This window comes from Parabacteroides sp. KHUB-01, from assembly GCF_056640935.1.
In genome coordinates this window covers 962,722-979,880 of record NZ_CM153256.1, presented here as the reverse complement: position 1 = coordinate 979,880, position 17,159 = coordinate 962,722, and the positions used below count along the sequence as shown (strand labels likewise).

Annotated in this window: 8 protein-coding genes; all 8 read left to right on the top strand. The window is 36.6% G+C overall.

The genetic code is table 11. The features are described 5' to 3' along the window. Positions 1-21 precede the first annotated feature (21 nt). The 8 genes from ACYIAR_RS04475 (at position 22) to ACYIAR_RS04440 (ending at position 17,030) form a co-directional block, all read left to right on the top strand. Positions 22-3,249: an efflux RND transporter permease subunit gene (locus ACYIAR_RS04475; protein ID WP_480332330.1), complete on the top strand. Its 3,228-nt coding sequence runs from the start codon at positions 22-24 to the stop codon at positions 3,247-3,249. A gap of 5 nt (positions 3,250-3,254) precedes the next feature. Beyond that, complete coding sequence (locus ACYIAR_RS04470) at positions 3,255-4,643, top strand: efflux transporter outer membrane subunit (protein WP_480332328.1); 1,389 nt, start codon at positions 3,255-3,257, stop codon at positions 4,641-4,643. 19 nt (positions 4,644-4,662) lie between these two features. Further along, positions 4,663-5,433 carry an acyl-ACP--UDP-N-acetylglucosamine O-acyltransferase gene (gene lpxA, locus ACYIAR_RS04465; protein ID WP_480332326.1) on the top strand — a complete coding sequence of 257 codons (771 nt, stop codon included), beginning with the start codon at positions 4,663-4,665 and terminating at the stop codon, positions 5,431-5,433. 323 nt (positions 5,434-5,756) lie between these two features. Continuing rightward, entirely contained in the window at positions 5,757-8,342 is a 2,586-nt protein-coding gene (locus ACYIAR_RS04460; protein ID WP_480332324.1) for a glycosyl hydrolase, read from the top strand. 285 nt (positions 8,343-8,627) lie between these two features. After that, the gene (locus ACYIAR_RS04455; RefSeq protein ID WP_480332322.1) at positions 8,628-12,569 is read left to right on the top strand and encodes a hybrid sensor histidine kinase/response regulator transcription factor; all 3,942 of its coding nucleotides are present in this window, start codon (positions 8,628-8,630) and stop codon (positions 12,567-12,569) included. A 218-nt stretch (positions 12,570-12,787) separates the two neighbouring features. Further along, the gene (locus ACYIAR_RS04450; RefSeq protein ID WP_480332321.1) at positions 12,788-14,113 is read left to right on the top strand and encodes a family 43 glycosylhydrolase; all 1,326 of its coding nucleotides are present in this window, start codon (positions 12,788-12,790) and stop codon (positions 14,111-14,113) included. Between the two features lie 175 nt (positions 14,114-14,288). Then, positions 14,289-15,755, top strand: a complete 1,467-nt coding sequence (locus tag ACYIAR_RS04445) for a glycoside hydrolase family 28 protein (protein WP_480332320.1) — start codon at positions 14,289-14,291, stop codon at positions 15,753-15,755. Positions 15,756-15,764: 9 nt separating this feature from the next. Next, positions 15,765-17,030 (top strand): cellulase-like family protein, encoded by a 1,266-nt coding sequence (locus ACYIAR_RS04440; protein ID WP_480332319.1) that lies wholly within the window; start codon positions 15,765-15,767, stop codon positions 17,028-17,030. The last annotated feature ends 129 nt before the right edge of the window (positions 17,031-17,159 follow it).

Genomic DNA, 17,159 nt, shown 5'->3' with positions numbered 1-17,159 from the left:
TAATTGAAAGGATTTTAGAGAATGAAACTAGATAGATTTATTAACCGTCCGGTGCTATCAACCGTTATTTCAATTTTGATAGTCATCTTGGGTATAATTGGTTTGGCCACTTTGCCAATTACTCAATATCCGGATATTGCTCCTCCTACTGTTTCCGTGAGGGCAACATATACTGGAGCAAATGCCACTGCCGTACTTAATTCTGTTATCGCTCCTTTGGAAGACCAGATTAACGGTGTGGAAAACATGATGTATATTTCATCTTCTGCAACGAACACAGGTTCTGCTGATATTAACGTTTACTTCAACCAGGGAACTGACCCTGATATGGCTGCTGTCAATGTTCAGAACCGTGTTTCAATGGCGCAAGGTCTTTTGCCTGCAGAGGTAACAAAAGTCGGTGTTACAACTCAGAAAAGACAGAACTCAATGTTGATGGTGTTTTCAATATATGATGAAACAGACCAGTATTCTTCAGAATTTATTGAAAACTATGCAAACATTAACCTTATCCCGGAAATCAAACGTGTAAAAGGTGTGGGTGATGCGAATGTGCTTGGTACTGACTATTCTATGCGTATTTGGCTTAAACCAGATATCATGGCACAGTATAATCTCGTTCCAAGTGATATTGCTGGTGTTCTGGCTGAACAGAATATCGAAGCTGCTCCTGGTCAATTTGGTGAGAGAGGTAATCAAACTTTCCAATATACAATTAAGTATAAAGGACGTTTGCAGAAACCTAGCGAATTTGAAAACATTGTAATCAAAGCTCTTCCTGATGGTAATTTGTTAAGATTGACAGATGTAGCTGAATTGGAACTTGGCCGTCTTACTTATTCATTTATCAATAGAGTAAACGGTCATAAGGCTGTATCTTGTATCGTTTATCAGATGGCTGGAACTAACGCAACCGAAACAATTTCTGATTTGGAAGTAGTTTTGGCAAATGCAGAAAAGTCTTTGCCGGAAGGTTTGGCTATAAATATTGCACAGAATGCTAATGACTTCTTGTTTGCTTCAATACATGAGGTTGTTAAGACTTTGATAGAGGCGTTTATTCTTGTATTTATTGTGGTGTATATCTTCTTGCAGGATATGCGTTCAACATTGATTCCGGCAATTGCAATTCCGGTTGCATTGATTGGTACGTTCTTTATGTTGAAGCTGATGGGATTCAGCTTGAACTTGTTGACTTTGTCTGCTATGGTGTTGGCGATTGCGATTGTTGTGGATGATGCCATAGTCGTCGTCGAAGGTGTGCATGCTAAGCTTGACCAAGGATATAAGTCAGTTAAACAGGCTTCAATTGACGCCATGAGTGAATTGGGTGGTGCTATCGTTTCAATTACACTTGTAATGATGTCCGTGTTTATTCCTGTAAGTTTCATGGGTGGTACGGCCGGTACATTCTACCGTCAGTTTGGTTTGACAATGGCTATCTCAATCGGATTCTCTGCATTGAACGCTTTGACATTGTCTCCAGCATTGTGTGCTATCTTCCTTAAACCACATGATGAACATGAAGAAGGAAAGAAGAAATCTTTTATTTCTCGTTTCCATACATCATTTAATGCTGCTTATGATACTTTGTTGGCAAGTTATAAGAAAAGAATCGTATTCTTTATCCAGAAGAAAGTGCTTTCTATCGGTATTGTTATAGCTTCAATAGTATTGCTTGTTGTATTTATGCAGCGAACACCGACAGGAATGGTTCCAAATGAAGATACCGGAACAATTATGGGTGCTGTTACATTGCCTCCTGGAACATCACAGGAAAGAGCTTTGGAAATACTTCAGCGTGTTGATAGCCTTGTAGCTGCTGAACCAGCAGTACAGTCTAGAACATTAGTTTCTGGTTTTAGTTTCATTGGTGGCCAAGGTCCTTCTTATGGTTCATTCATTATTAAATTGAAAGACTGGGAAGAACGTTCATTAATGCAGAATTCAGATGTTGTTGTTGGAACATTGTTTATGCGTTCTCAAAAAGTTGTAAAGGATGCACAGGTATTGTTCTTTGCTCCTCCAATGATTCCGGGTTATTCAGCTTCAAGTGATATTGAGTTGAATATGCAGGATAAAACCGGTGGTGATTTGAATAGATTTAATGAAATCGTTCATGAATATATGGATGCTTTGATGCGTCGTCCGGAAATTGGTCGTGCTCAAACAACATTTAACCCAAGTTTCCCTCAGTATATGCTTGATATAGATGCAGCTGCTTGTAAGAAAGCAGGAATCAGTCCAAGTGATATATTGTCTACTATGCAAGGTTATTACGGTGGTTTGTATGCTTCAAACTTTAATAGCTTCGGTAAAATGTATCGTGTAATGATTCAGGCAGAACCGGATGCTACGAAGAATATGGAGACACTTAAATCTATTAAGGTAAGAAATAGCCAGGGCGAAATGGCTCCTATTACTCAGTTCGTTTCTTTGACTAAAGTTTACGGACCTGATGTTATCAGTCGTTTTAACCTTTACACTTCAATTAAGGTGATGGTTGCTCCAGCTTCAGGTTATACATCAGGACAGGCTTTGCAGGCTATATCTGAGGTAGCGAAAGAGAATTTGCCAGCCGGTTTTGGTTACGAACTTGGTGGTATGGCACGTGAGGAAGCTCAGACTAGTGGTAGTTCAACAGCTATTATCTTTGTATTGTGTTTTGTCTTCGTTTATTTGTTGTTGAGTGCACAGTATGAAAGTTATATTTTGCCGCTGTCTGTATTGTTATCAATACCTTTTGGTTTGCTTGGTAGCTTCTTGTTTGTTAACGGTATGGGAGCTTTAGGAAGCATCCCAGCATTAAAGATGATATTGGGTTCAATGTCTAACGATATCTATATGCAGATTGCCTTGATTATGTTGATGGGTCTTTTGGCTAAGAATGCTATTCTTATCGTTGAGTTTGCCCTTGACCGTCGTAGAATGGGTATGAGTATTACATGGGCAGCAGTTCTTGGTGCTGCAGCTCGTTTACGTCCTATCCTTATGACATCTTTGGCAATGATTGTTGGTTTGATACCTTTGCTGATTGCTACAGGAGCTGGTGCTCATGGTAATAGAACTTTGGGTGCTTCTTCTATTGGTGGTATGTTGATAGGTATGATATTCCAGATATTTATTGTTCCGGTATTGTTTGTTATATTCCAGTATCTCCAGGAAAAGATTAAACCGATAGAATGGACAGATTTGGATAATAGCGATATGAATACGGAAATAGAACAATATGCTCACACTAAAGAATGATTAGGATGAAAAAAAGAAGTATAATTTATATGGTATGTGCAACTGCTCTTTTGAGTAGTTGCCATATCTACAAAGCATATGACCGTCCGGAAGATATTACAGCCGATGGTATTTACAGAGATCCTATATCTCAAACTGATACCTTGGCTGTTTCTGATACGGCAAATATTGGTAGTCTGCCTTGGAAAGAAGTGTTCCGCGATCCTATTCTTCAGTCGCTGATTGAAGAAGGTTTGGCAAATAATGTTGATATGCAGGCGGCAGTGCTGCGTGTTGAAGAAGCAAAAGTGCTGCTTACATCAGCTCGTTTATCTTTCTTGCCGTCAATAAATCTTGCTCCTCAGGGTTCACTTACAACAATTGGAAACTCTGATTATGCTAAAGCTTACACATTGCCGGCTGCGGCTTCGTGGGAAGTTGACTTGTTTGGTAAGCTGTTGAATGCCAGCAGAGGTCAGAAAGCAGCCTATTTGCAGAGTAAATATGCGCAGCAGGCGGTTCGTTCACAATTGATCTGCGGTATAGCAAATACTTATTTTACGCTGTTGATGCTTGACAAGCAGGTTGATATAACTTCTAAAACAGTTGATATCTATAAGGAGAATGTACGCGCAATGGAAGCTATGAAAATAGCAGGAATGACAACTGAAGCAGCTGTAGCTCAGATCCGCGCTGTTTATCATCAGGTTTCAGCTTCTTTGATTGAGCTCAACAGACAGGTGCGTGAAGTTGAGAATTCATTGTCTGTATTGTTGGCAAAAGCTCCTCAGAGAATTGAAAGAGGCACATTGGAAGAACAGGTTATGCCTGAAGATTTGACAACAGGTGTTCCTTTGCAACTCCTTGAAAATCGTCCGGATGTTAAGGTTGCTGAAATGACCTTGGCAAGTGCTTACTATACTACAAATAAGGCTAGAGCTGCATTTTATCCGGGACTTAATATTACTGCAACAGCCGGTTGGACAAATGGTTCAGGAATTACTGTTTCAAATCCTGGTCAGTTTATGTTCCAAGCTTTAGCTTCTTTGGCACAACCAATTTTCAATAACGGTAAACTTATTGCCAATTTGAAAGTATCAAAAGCTGAAGAGGAAATTGCTAAGATGAATTATCAGCAAACTATTCTTGAAGCTGGCAAAGAAGTGAGTGATGCTCTTCATCTTTATGATGCTACTAATAAAAAACTTGTTGAGGACAAAGCTCAGATTGAACAGTTGGAAAAAGCTGCTGTATATACAAAAGACCTTTTCCAGAGCGGAAGCGCAAGCTATCTTGAGATTTTGACAGCTCAACAGAGTTTGTTAAGTGCTCAATTAACAGAAGTTTCTGACAACATACAGCGAATGCAGGCTGTAATAAACCTGTATAGCGCATTAGGTGGTGGCAGAGAATAACCTTTAAAATAATAATGTTATGATTAGTCCATTAGCTTATGTTGATTCTAGCGCAAAAATTGGGGAGAATGTAAAAGTTCATCCTTTTGCCTATATCGATAAAAACGTTGAAATTGGAGATAATTGTGAGATTATGCCTTATGCCAGCGTTTTGAGTGGTACACGTTTGGGGAAAAACAACAGGGTTTTTCAGCATGCGGTGCTGGGAGCAGAACCTCAGGATTTCAGATACAAAGGTGATGACACTTTGCTTTGCATCGGAGACAATAATGTCATACGTGAGAATGTTGTTATCAATAGAGCAACCTTTGCAGAAGGTAAAACTCAAATAGGTAATAATAATTTTATTCATGAAGGAGTACATGTTTCGCATGATACTGTTGTAGGTAATAATTGTGTTATTGGCTATGGCAGTAAATTATCCGGAAATTGTGTACTTGAGGACTATGTTATCTTCTGCGGTAATGTGCTGATGAGTCAGGGATGTCGAGTAGGTTGCTGGTCAATGATTCAGACAGGATGCCGTTTCCGTCAGGACATTCCTCCTTATATAGTTGCGGCAAAAGAGCCAACATCATATTATGGTGTCAATGCTTATGTATTGCAGCACGAAGGATTTGATGAAAAGATTATCAAGCATATTGGTCATGCTTACAGAATTATTTATCAGAGTAATGCTAGTATATTTGATTCTCTTCTTATGATAAAGGATCAGGTTCCTTCAAGCGAGGAAATAGAACATATAGTTAAGTTTGTAGAGGAATCAAAACTTGGTATTATTAGAGAATAAAATACTGATATATTTATGTATGAGAGCTGGAGCTTGTTTTAGCAACAAGATTCCAGCTCTTGTTTTTTTGTTACATATATTTAAACTTTTGTTACCTGTAGTGTAATATTAGGAATATAATTAATAGTTTTAGAATTGAAGTTGTAATTTTTATTATTGTCATATATAATATCTTTGCATAGATTCTATTATATGATTTTTGAGTTTTATATGAATGATATTAAACGTTAATATTTTATCAGACTTGATTAAGTTGTATTGATAGTATATGTATTGTTATTATCTGACTTTGTTTCGTCTTATATTTATAAAAATAATAATATATGAAAAGACTGATATTTATTCTGCTTTGTTGTTTTGCCGATTATGTGTGTGCACAGACTGTTTCTGTGAAGAATGGGGAAACAGAAAAATTGTATGCCATGCTGAAGCAAATGGTTGATGAGAGAAAGATAATGTTTGGTATGGCAAATCCTACGACAATAGGATTTACAGAGGGACCATTGAACAGTAATTATAATACTTCCGACTGCAAGGATATTACTGGTGATCATCCGGCATTTCATGAAAGTGATTTTATGTGGTATGAGCAAGATACAGCTTTCCACAGATATGATGTTGTGGCTATGAAGGCTGCATGGGAAAGAGGTGCGGTGATAGGTTACTGCTGGCATTTGAAAGGCCCGCATTCAAATTCATTCTATGCAATGAAGAATGGGCAGAAAAGTGCGGATTATGATTTGGCTTCAGAAATTCTTTCAAATCCGGACAGAAATACAAACAAAATTCTGGATTGGTATCTCGACAGATATGATAAGTATGCTATACCTTTATTTAAAGAAATCGGTTGTCCGGTTGTGTTCAGACCATTTCACGAAATGACTGGAGAATGGTTTTGGTGGGGCGCGCAGATTGGCGCAGAAAATTATAAGAAACTGTTCAGACTGACTGTTGACTATTTGAGAAAGAATGGAGTTGACAATGTGTTGTATTGCTGGGCACCGGATAAGTATGCTGATTTTTCGTTTTATCCCGGTGATGATTACGTTGATATAATTGGTCTGGATATTTATGAGCCTGGATTGACAGATTATTACCCAAAAGAAAAATTAATTGAGAATCTTACAAAGATATGTAACTATGCGGCAGAGCATGATAAAGTTGCTGCATGGACGGAGGTAGGTTGCAGACCAACGGACGACGGTGTTCCACGTTATCCCCAGCTATATCCTGACTTTTGGACTAAGTATGTGTGGGATATATTGGTGGATAATCCGGAAGCAGGACGTGTGGCATGGGTTGCCAGTTGGTATAACTCAGACTGGAAAAATGACCTTTCAGGATCTCCATATATCCCATATAAGGGAATGAAAAAGGATAACAGTGATAAGGCTATCAAAGACTTTGTGAAGATGTATGATTATCCGTCAAGTGTTTTTGAAAGTGAAATGAAAGAATATAGAAAACGTTTCTTTGATTCACCTGAAAAAAGCAAAGTTTTTGATGTAAGAGATTTTGGAGCCAAAGGTGATGGAACTACACTGAATACTGAAGCCATACAGAAAGCTATTGATAAAGCTTCAGCTTCGAATGGTGGTATAGTTGTAATTCCGGAAGGTAAATTTCTGTCCGGCAGTTTGGTGATGAAAAATAATGTTCATCTTCGTCTGGAAGAGAATGCTGTATTGCTGGGCAGTGTTAACCCATATCACTATACTACTTTAGAACCTGAAGGAGCGCCGGTTTCACCAAACAGTACAGATAATTCCAAACTGGCTTTGCTTTTGGCTTATGGCGCAGAAAATTTTTCAATAACAGGTAAAGGAACTATTGACGGTCAGGGACGTGAGTTAGCTTTGTATGGTGACAGCCTTCATCATATTGGAGAAAGGGTTGACAGCAACTATTCCAGCAGGATGGGTGAAAGATTCAGACCGAAGATTATTAATTTCATGATGTGTAATAATGTTGAAGTGCGTGGAATCAACATAAAGAATTCGGCATGCTGGGTGCAGACATACGAGATATGCAGAAACTTGGTTCTTGATGGTTTGAAAGTAGAAAGCCGTGCTTACTGGAATAACGATGGAATGGATATAACAGATTGCCGGAATGTGAGGGTTACGAACTGCTATGTGAATACGGCTGATGACGGAATATGCCTTAAATCTTACTATCCGGGATATTATAATGATTCAATTTATATAGCAGATTGTGAGATTGTGACAAGCGCAAGTGCGGTGAAGTTCGGTACGGCTTCGTGGGGTGGTTTCAAAAATACGAAAATAGAAAGGATAAAGGTAAAAGACACATATCGTTCTGCTATAGCTATTGAAGCTGTTGACGGAGGATTCATTGATGGAGTTCATGTTGAGAATGTTGTTGCTGAAAATACAGGTAATGCAATATTTATACGTGTTGGTAACCGCAGAGGAAAACCTGGTTCAATAAAGAACGTATATATCGGAAAGATGAAAGTTGAAGTGCCTTATGAAGATGCAGACATAAACTATGATATGAAAGGTCCGAGATTGTCTTTCCCTCATAATCCGATACCTTCATCTATTACGGGAATACCGGGAAACTATGTTGAGAATGTTACTATCGAGGATATAGAGATTGTTTATCCGGGACGAGCTTCGAAGGGTATTGCTTATATACCTACATGGAGAGTTGAAAGTGTTCCTGAAAACATAAATCATTATCCGGAATATTCGATGTTTGGAGAACTTCCTTCATGGGCATTTTATGTTAGGCATACAAAGGGATTGAAGATGAAAAATATCAAAGTCTCATTGAAAGATAAAGATTTCAGACCTGCGTTTGTTTTTGATGATGTTCATGATGTTGAATTGGATAAAATAGACATTACACCTAAGGGTGATAATCAAATATTCTTCAATAAGTAAAATTGATTTTGGGGTTTTATATTTAGTTCATCAATTGACGGGTTGACACTGTTTTTAATTCATTAAAAAAACAGTTGTTGGCCCGTTTTTTAAGTATAAAGATATATACGCTTGCAAGTTATATGATTAAAAGTGTAACTTTGAATTCATAAATAATTAGAGATATTGGTTATGAATATATTTCGTCTTTTGTATATTTTTTTGTTTGCAATAATATTCCCCTGTTCAGAAGCATCTAATATTCGTTTTATACCTATTGGCGGGGAATTGTCGAATTGGAAAAGTGTGCATAATATATATCAGGATAGTAATAATTATATTTGGCTGTCAACGGATTATGGATTGAACCGTTTGTCCGGTAAATTAGGTAAATCATATATGCATTCTTATGCAGATAGTTTATCTATCCCCAACAATTATGTAATATCCTCTTTAGAAGACGGGAATGGACATTTTTGGATAATGGGAGGAGAGAAATTATCTCTATATGATAAACAGACAGAAAGTTTCAAAGAGTTTTCGTTGTCGAATGCCGAAAATAGAGGTTTGTCTTTGGTGGCTATGGTGGAAGACCGGGATAATGGTTCTTTATGGGTTTTGAGCAGACAAGGCTTTTATAAAATCAATACTTTAAATCTTCAGGTTGCTAATTGTTTCCGGGATGAAATATTTGATTGTGTTCCTCTGTGTTGCATGCTTGTGGGAGATAAATTATGGATAGGAGGGGACAATGGTGTTTTGCTTAGCTATAATGTTGATTCTAATGAAATTCGGGAATATTCCATTGAAGGATTTCGTGGAAAAAGAATTGTTTCAATGTGTAATGGCAGCAATGGGAAAATATGGCTTTCGGTTCTTGACGGCGGGATTTTTTCTTTCGATACATTAACTTATGAGTTTAATCAGATACATGTAGCAGGTGAGGCTCGCTCTGCAATAAAAATGTCTCATTCTATAATTAAGGACTCAAAGGGAAGAATATGGATTGGAACAGAAGGATATGGATTGTGGCAACTTGATGAGGACGAGGGTTCTATAGAACGGTTTGAGATAGGAAACACAGGTTTCAACCACAGAAAAGGCAAAATATCATGCCTTTTTGAAGATAAGAATGGTAATATATGGGTTCCTTATATAGAAAAGGGTTTAGTTGTTATACCAGGAAATGTTTCTGGTATAAGGACTATCGAAAATGATTATTTCTCTGACAAGCGTAATATCTCCGATAACAGTATTTTGTCTGTTATTGTTGATTCTGATAATAAATTATGGGTTGGAACAAATGGTGGTGGATTATACATTATGAAACAAGAACAGGGGAATTATAGTGTTGTGAAACGAATACTGCCTGACGAAAATGTCATTACCTCAATTCTTCAAGATTCGGAAGGTATGGTATATATTGGAACATATTTACATGGCGTATATGTTTACAACCCGGCTAAAGACCAATATAAACAGTTGCCAATGAAAAAAGATGGTTTTTTGCTTAATTATCATATAGTAGACATAGCTGAGGACAAGTATAAAAATATATGGTTTGCGACTCAGGGCGGTGGTTTGGTAAAGAAATGTGCCGATAGTGACCGCTTGATATTTTATGCTTCAGATTCAGAAAATGATGATTTCAGGATAAGCAATAACTTTATTAATAGCTTAGCTTTGGATAATGATAAATTGTGGATTGGTACGGGTTATGGTGTTAACTGCATTGACATTGAAACGGGAGTTGTTATTAATAACCCTATGTTCCACCAGTTTGTAAATAACCAAATAATGGTGGTTTGTTTTGATGGAAACGGGAAATTGTGGGCAGGAACCAGAAGTGGCTTGAATAGTTTGGATTTAGAGAAAAAAGAAATTAGATTTTACACGGATAAAGATGGTCTTCCTGATAATTTCATAATGAGTATGGAATATGATCCTTCTACAGGTCTTTGGATTAGCACAAATGGAGGATTGGCACGTTTTGATGTTTCGAAAGAAGAGTTTATTGACTATGATGAACGCCAGGGAGTGGAAAATATACAATATAAAGAGCGATCTTCTGTATTTGCCGATAATGGAATCATGTATTTTGGAGGAAATAAAGGAATAATATTCTTTAATCCTCAAAAATTAAAATATGAGAAAAAAGTTTCTGAGATTACGTTCTCCAATCTTTATCTGGCAGAAAAAAAGATTGGAATTAATGATACTGTTGCCGGAAACGTAATATTGAATAAATCGTTGAATGAAGTTGAAGAAATAGTTTTGTCGTATAAACAGAATAGTATTTCAATAGATTATGATGCATTCGTGTTTTCAAATCCGTCAATTGTAACTTACAAATATAAATTAGAGGGGTTTGATGAAACATGGAATACAACAATTGGAGATTTACAGAGATCTGTATATACTAATCTTCATCCCGGAGATTATGTTTTTAAAGTCAGAGCTTTCATTGGAGATGAATCTCTTGCTGTTGAGAAAAGTTTACATATATTGGTGAAACCTCCATTTTGGTTGTCTTTTTGGGCTAAAACCATATATTTTATTATCCTTATTCTTATTGTTGTTTTGGTATTTAAGATTATAAAATCCAGAATAAAGGAAAAAAGACAAATTTTGGAGCAACAGCAAAGGGAGAAAATTTCGCAGGCACGTTTGCAGATGTTTACAGATATTTCTCATGAAATCCGAACACCTCTTACATTAATACTTTCTCCATTAAAAAAATTAATGTCAAACGAGCATAATTCTCATACTGCAGTTTCATATCATATAATGTATAAGAATGGAATGCGTATTCTTCGAATGGTAAATCAGCTTTTGGATTTAAGGAAACTTGAGAAAGGGCAAATGTCATTGAAGGTTGAAAGAGTTAACCTTGATAATTTTATTTCAGATACTATTGATTCTTTCCGAGGTATGGTTGAAGATAAAGGTTTACAGCTTCATCTGGAGATGAATGATTTACCTGAATATTCTTATTTTGACATTGATATACTTGATAAGATAATATATAATCTAGTGTCGAATGCTGTAAAATATACGCCGGCAAAAGGAGAGGTTAATGTCAGAGTGTATAGAAAGGATGAGAATTTTATCAAATTTGAGATAGAAGACACGGGTATTGGCATTTCAAAGAAAAACATAAACAGTATTTTCAATCGTTTTTATAGGGTTGAGGATCAAACGGGCGTAGGAAATAATGGTTCAGGAATAGGACTACATCTTACGAAAAGTCTTGTTGAGATGCATCATGGAGAGATTTCTGTGCAAAGCGAATTGGGTAAAGGCTCATGTTTTATGTTTGTTTTACCTTTTAAAGAGGAATCTTACAACGAAAGCGAGAAAAAGCATAATGAAGAAAATGCAAGATTTGAAGAGTCTGTATTATTTTCGGAAAAGACAATGATTGAATCGGATATAGCTATTCCGTTTGATGAAAATACTATAGGAAGAAAGAAAAAATATAAGGTTCTGATTGTTGAAGACGATGAGGATATACGTTCTTATTTGAAACTTGAACTGGGGAAATATTATCAGGTTTTTACAGCGGTGAATGGTAAGATTGGATATGATATGGCTGTAAAAGAGCTGCCGGATATTATAATTTCAGATATCATGATGCCGGAAATAAACGGTTTGGAAATGATGAAGAAACTTAGAAGTAATCCTAATGTTTGTGATATTCCGGTTATTCTGTTGACGGCAAAGGCTTGTGTTGAGGATTTTGTAAGTGGTTTGCAGAAAGGTGCAGATGCTTATTTGGCTAAACCGTTTGAGCTGTCACATTTGATAGCTCAGATAAATAATTTGCTACAAAGAAGCATTCATTATAAAGTACAAAAATCAGAAGTTCAGAATAATCGCAAAATAGATGAAACATATGATGTGAAGAGTGCAGATGACAAGCTGATAGAAAAATTGAATGCGAAAATAAAGGAAAGAATTGGTGATTCTTCTCTTTCAATAGAAGAATTGAGCGCTGAGTGCGGAATAAGCAGAGTGCATCTTCACAGAAAATTGAAAGAATTGTATCAGCAATCTCCAAGTGTGTATTTGAGAAACATCAGGCTGGAACATGCTGCCTATTTGTTGCGTACTAAAAATATATCAATATCAGAAGTGGTATTTGCTGTAGGGTTTAATTCGCAGCAATATTTTACCAATTGTTTCAAGGAAACTTATGGAGTTTCGCCTAGTGTATATGCCTCTAAAGAGAATTCAGAAAAAATGTAACATAGTATAATTTTATAAGTAACATAAGTGTTAAGCGTTTTTTGTTGAAAGCCATACCTTTGCTCTCGGACTTTTAACTTAAATGAATAAGGTATCAAAAAGTTGAGATTTGTTTATTCATCTTTTTAAACAGATGCAGACCGGATTTTAATAGTTCTTTTTCATGATAAAACTGATCCGGTTTGCAATGTTTAAAAATAAAACAATGTTACTTTAAAATGAAACGTAATCTTTTACTATTAGCTTTATTTTGTGTGGGAGCTGTTTACGGACAGAATCCGGTATTTACACATTTATATACTGCAGACCCTTCAGCTCACGTTTGGGAAGGAGACAATAGGTTATGGTTGTACACCTCGCATGATGAACCTGGAACTAATTCACATTATACAATGTCGGATTATCATGTTTTTTCAACAACAGACCTTGTAAATTGGGTTGATTATGGACGTGTGTTACATTTCAAAGATGTAAGTTGGGCTGAGAATCATGCTTGGGCTATTGATGCTGTTCAATACAGAAACAAGTTTTATCTGGTTTATTGTATGAAAGAAAAGGGTTCAGGTATATTCCGAACAGGAATGGCTATTAGTGATAAACCTCAAGGTCCGTTTGAAGATATAGGGTATATCAAAGGTGTTGACTGGGGACAGGACCCATCTCTGTTTATAGATGATGATGGCAAACCTTACTTGTTTTGGGGATGCGGAGGAAAAGGTTATGGTGCTGAGTTGAATGACGATTTGATGTCGATCAAATCAGAAACAATGGTTGAGCTTACATCACAGCTGAAGGATGTATTCGAAGGTTTGTGGTGTCATAAATATAATGGAAAATACTATATGACATATCCGGGACTTCCGGGTGGTGAATGGCCGGAGGTTATGTATTATGCGATTGCAGACAAACCACTGGGCCCTTATGAATTCCAAGGAGAATATATCGGAAAATTTGATGGACAGGCTGGAACTAACCATGGTTCTGTTATAAAATATGGTGATAAATGGCTGGCTTTTTATCATTCTTCATGGTTGTCTGAAGGTAACAGCACATGCCGAAGTGTGATGATGGATTATCTGGAGTATGATAAAGATGGTAAAATCAAAAAAATAATACCCACAGAAAAAGGTTTAGGTTTGGCTCCAAAGACAAATGTTACGATTTGGCTTGAAGCTGAAAATGGAAGAGCAGCAGGAGGAACTCTTAATCGTACCTACGTTGATAACTATAGGAAAGGTTTTTCAGGTGATGGGTATGTGACTGGTTTTGATGGTAAAAATGATTATGTAGAAGTTCTTGCACAAGTTGCAAAGAAAGGTAAGTACAGATTGAAAGTTTCTTATGCTGCTCCTCATAAAGACGAAAAACATAATCTTTTGATTGGGTTTAGAACAGAAATTAAAGATATAGTTTTCCCTCAGTCATCAGAATTTAAAGAACTTGATTTAGGTATTATCGAACTTCAAGAAGGTGATAATGAAATAAGAATTTATAATGGAACCGGAGGATTAGATATAGACTATTTTAAAATTGAACAATTATAGTAAGAAAGTGACTTTCCATTTTGTGTGTGCTATCTTAGTAAGTTTATTATTATAACAAAGTAATGTATAGATTAAAGGAAGTTGCTGAGTAGTTTTGTGGTTTTGGGTTAAGGTCGATGTGATTATCGATTTTAACCCTTTTTTCAAAATTGTATTATTTAAAACAGAATAAGACATGAAAAATATATTTTTACTTTCGATATTAATGGCTTTCTCAAGCTGTGTACAAAAAAATACATCTCCGTCATGGACATCAGATATGGAAACCCGGTTGGAGAATATGGCTGACAGTCTGACTTGTAATTTAAAACCATGGAATGTGCCGGATTCAGTATTTCCGGTTGAGACGTATGGTGCAAAAGCTGATGGTGTTACTTTGAATACAGCTCAGATTCAGTCAGCAATTGATGCTTGTTCAAATAGCGGAGGAGGAACAGTTCTTCTTTCGAAAGGAGATTATGTAACAGGAACAATAATCATAAAATCAGGTGTAATGCTTGAAGTTTCAGAGAACTCCCGATTGTTGGGAAGCACTGATATAAAAGATTATCCGGATATGATCGAAGATTTCAAAAGTGTGATGAGTGAAAATCACCGTTTCAGACAATCTTTGATTTTTGCAGAGAAAGCTAATAATATTGGAATTTGTGGAAAAGGTGAAATCTATTTCCGAGGAGAAAAGAAACATTTCTCAAGCCCTCAAACTGTAGGTCCCATCAAAGACCGTCCGATGGGAATAAGAATGGTTGAATGTGAAAATATTGTTGTTAAAGATATATTTTTGCATAATTCAGCTTCGTGGATGCAGAATTATATAGCTTGTAATAATTTGATTTTTGATGGCATAAAAGTAATCAATCAGGCAAATTTTAATAATGATGGTCTTGATCCTGATGGATGTCGAAACGTAATAGTCCGTAATTGCTTTATCAATTCAGAAGATGATGCAATGTGTTTGAAAGGAGGCAGTGGTTTGCCGACAGAAAATGTTCTTATCGAAAATTCTACTTTTGTATCAACATGCAATGCTTTTAAGCTGGGAACTGACACTCAGGGCGATTTCAGAAATGTTGTTATTAGAAATGTTACACTTGGTGGTGTTCCTGATGATATGGTGTCTATTTCCGGTCACGAATCCAGTACAGGTCTTACTTTAGCAACAGTTGATGGAGGAAATGCGGAAAATATATTGATTGAGGATATAAGAATCAATCAGTCAAGATGCCCGATATTTATCAGGATAGGTGACAGATGCCGTGTGATGCCCGGACAGAGCAAACCTTCTCCCGGATATTTGAAGAATATAATTATTAAATCAGTTGATGGCAGCAGAAATCTGCGCCAAGGTTCTATGATTTCAGGAATACCGGGACATAGAATAAAAGATGTATATCTGAAAGATATTGCTTTGGGTATGATTGGTGGAGGAATTGAAGAAATGGCAAAACGTGAAGTCCCGGAGAATACAGCAGGATATCCGGATGCTCATCAGTTTAATGTTGATGGTCTGCCTGCTTTTGGTTTTTTTATTAGACATTCTGAAAATATCTGTTTTGATAATGTGAAAGTCAATGCAGAAAATACAGAAGAAAGAAAAGAATTTGTTTTAGATGTTGATAATGCTAATATTATTATAAAATAATAGAATACCATGAATAGGCGAGATTTTATTTTTAAAGGTTCAGCAGTTGCTTTTTCAGCTGTCGGAACTTCAGCTTTGAATGCTACTCAGCAAATAGCATCAAACGATAATTTTAAAGAAACATTGGCGCGGGTTCGTCCTAGGGCAATAACAATGTGGGATTTCTCATGGCTTGAAAGAAGATGGGACGGCGCAGGATTTGAAGATTGGGACTCTGTACTAGACGAACTTGTGGTAAGGGGGTATAATGCAGTCCGAATAGATGCATATCCTCATTTGGTTGCCGCCGGTCCGACAAAGAAATGGACATTGAACGAGGTTTGGAATCAGCAAATGTGGGGAAGTCCGGACTTGAATATTGTTCAGGTTCAGCCAATGTTGAATCAATTTCTTGAGAAATGCCGTGAACGTGATATTAAAGTAGGTTTGTCTTCCTGGTATAGACAAGATACAGAAGGCACGGTGATGAAAATTGATTCACCGGAAAAGATGGCAGACAATTGGCTCAAGACTCTGAAATCTATAGAGGAAGGAGGTCTGTTGGATACGGTTCTGTATGTTGATTTATGCAATGAGTGGCCGGGAAACATCTGGGCTCCTTATTTCGAAAAATTACATCCGGATGTATATTGGGGTCAATGGCATAAAGAAGCGTCCTGGAAATGGATTAAGAGTGCTTTGAAAATGATGAAAGAGTCATATCCAGATATACCATTTTTGTTTTCGTTCGATAATGCTGATGTTGATAAATATGAAGAAATGTTTGCAAAAGATTATCTCGACTTGTTTGAACATCATATTTGGATGGTACAGCAAAATGGTAATGAATTCTATAAAGAAGTTGACTATCGTGACGGGCGTTTCTCTCCGGAAGCATATAAAAAGGTTGTTAGGAAAGCAGAACCTTTGTATCGCGAAAAACCTGAATATTGGCAGAAATTGCTTACAGATAAGATTGAGCTCGTTGCAGATATTGCAAAAAAACTGAAGCGTCCGTTAGCTACAACAGAATGTTGGGGTATTGTTGATTATAAAGATTGGCCTTTGCTTGGATGGGATTGGGTAAAGGAACTTTGTGAGATTGGAACAATAAAGGCTTCGCAAACAGGAGCATGGGGAGCAATAGCTACGAGCAATTTTTGTGCTCCTCAGTTTGTTGGGATGTGGCGTGATATTAAATGGCATCAGCGTATGACAAGGATAATTAAAGATTCTGTTATAGATGAATCTATCTTGTCGGATCCTATTGCACAGAAGTTCCTTCGACGCTTATAGCATATAATTGTCAAAAAAAAATACTTATATATCAGCTTTCAGATATATATAGAAGTAATCTAAAATACGTCCGTATATATTTATCAATATTTACGGACGTATTTTGTTTTTGATACTGTTCTAAATTTA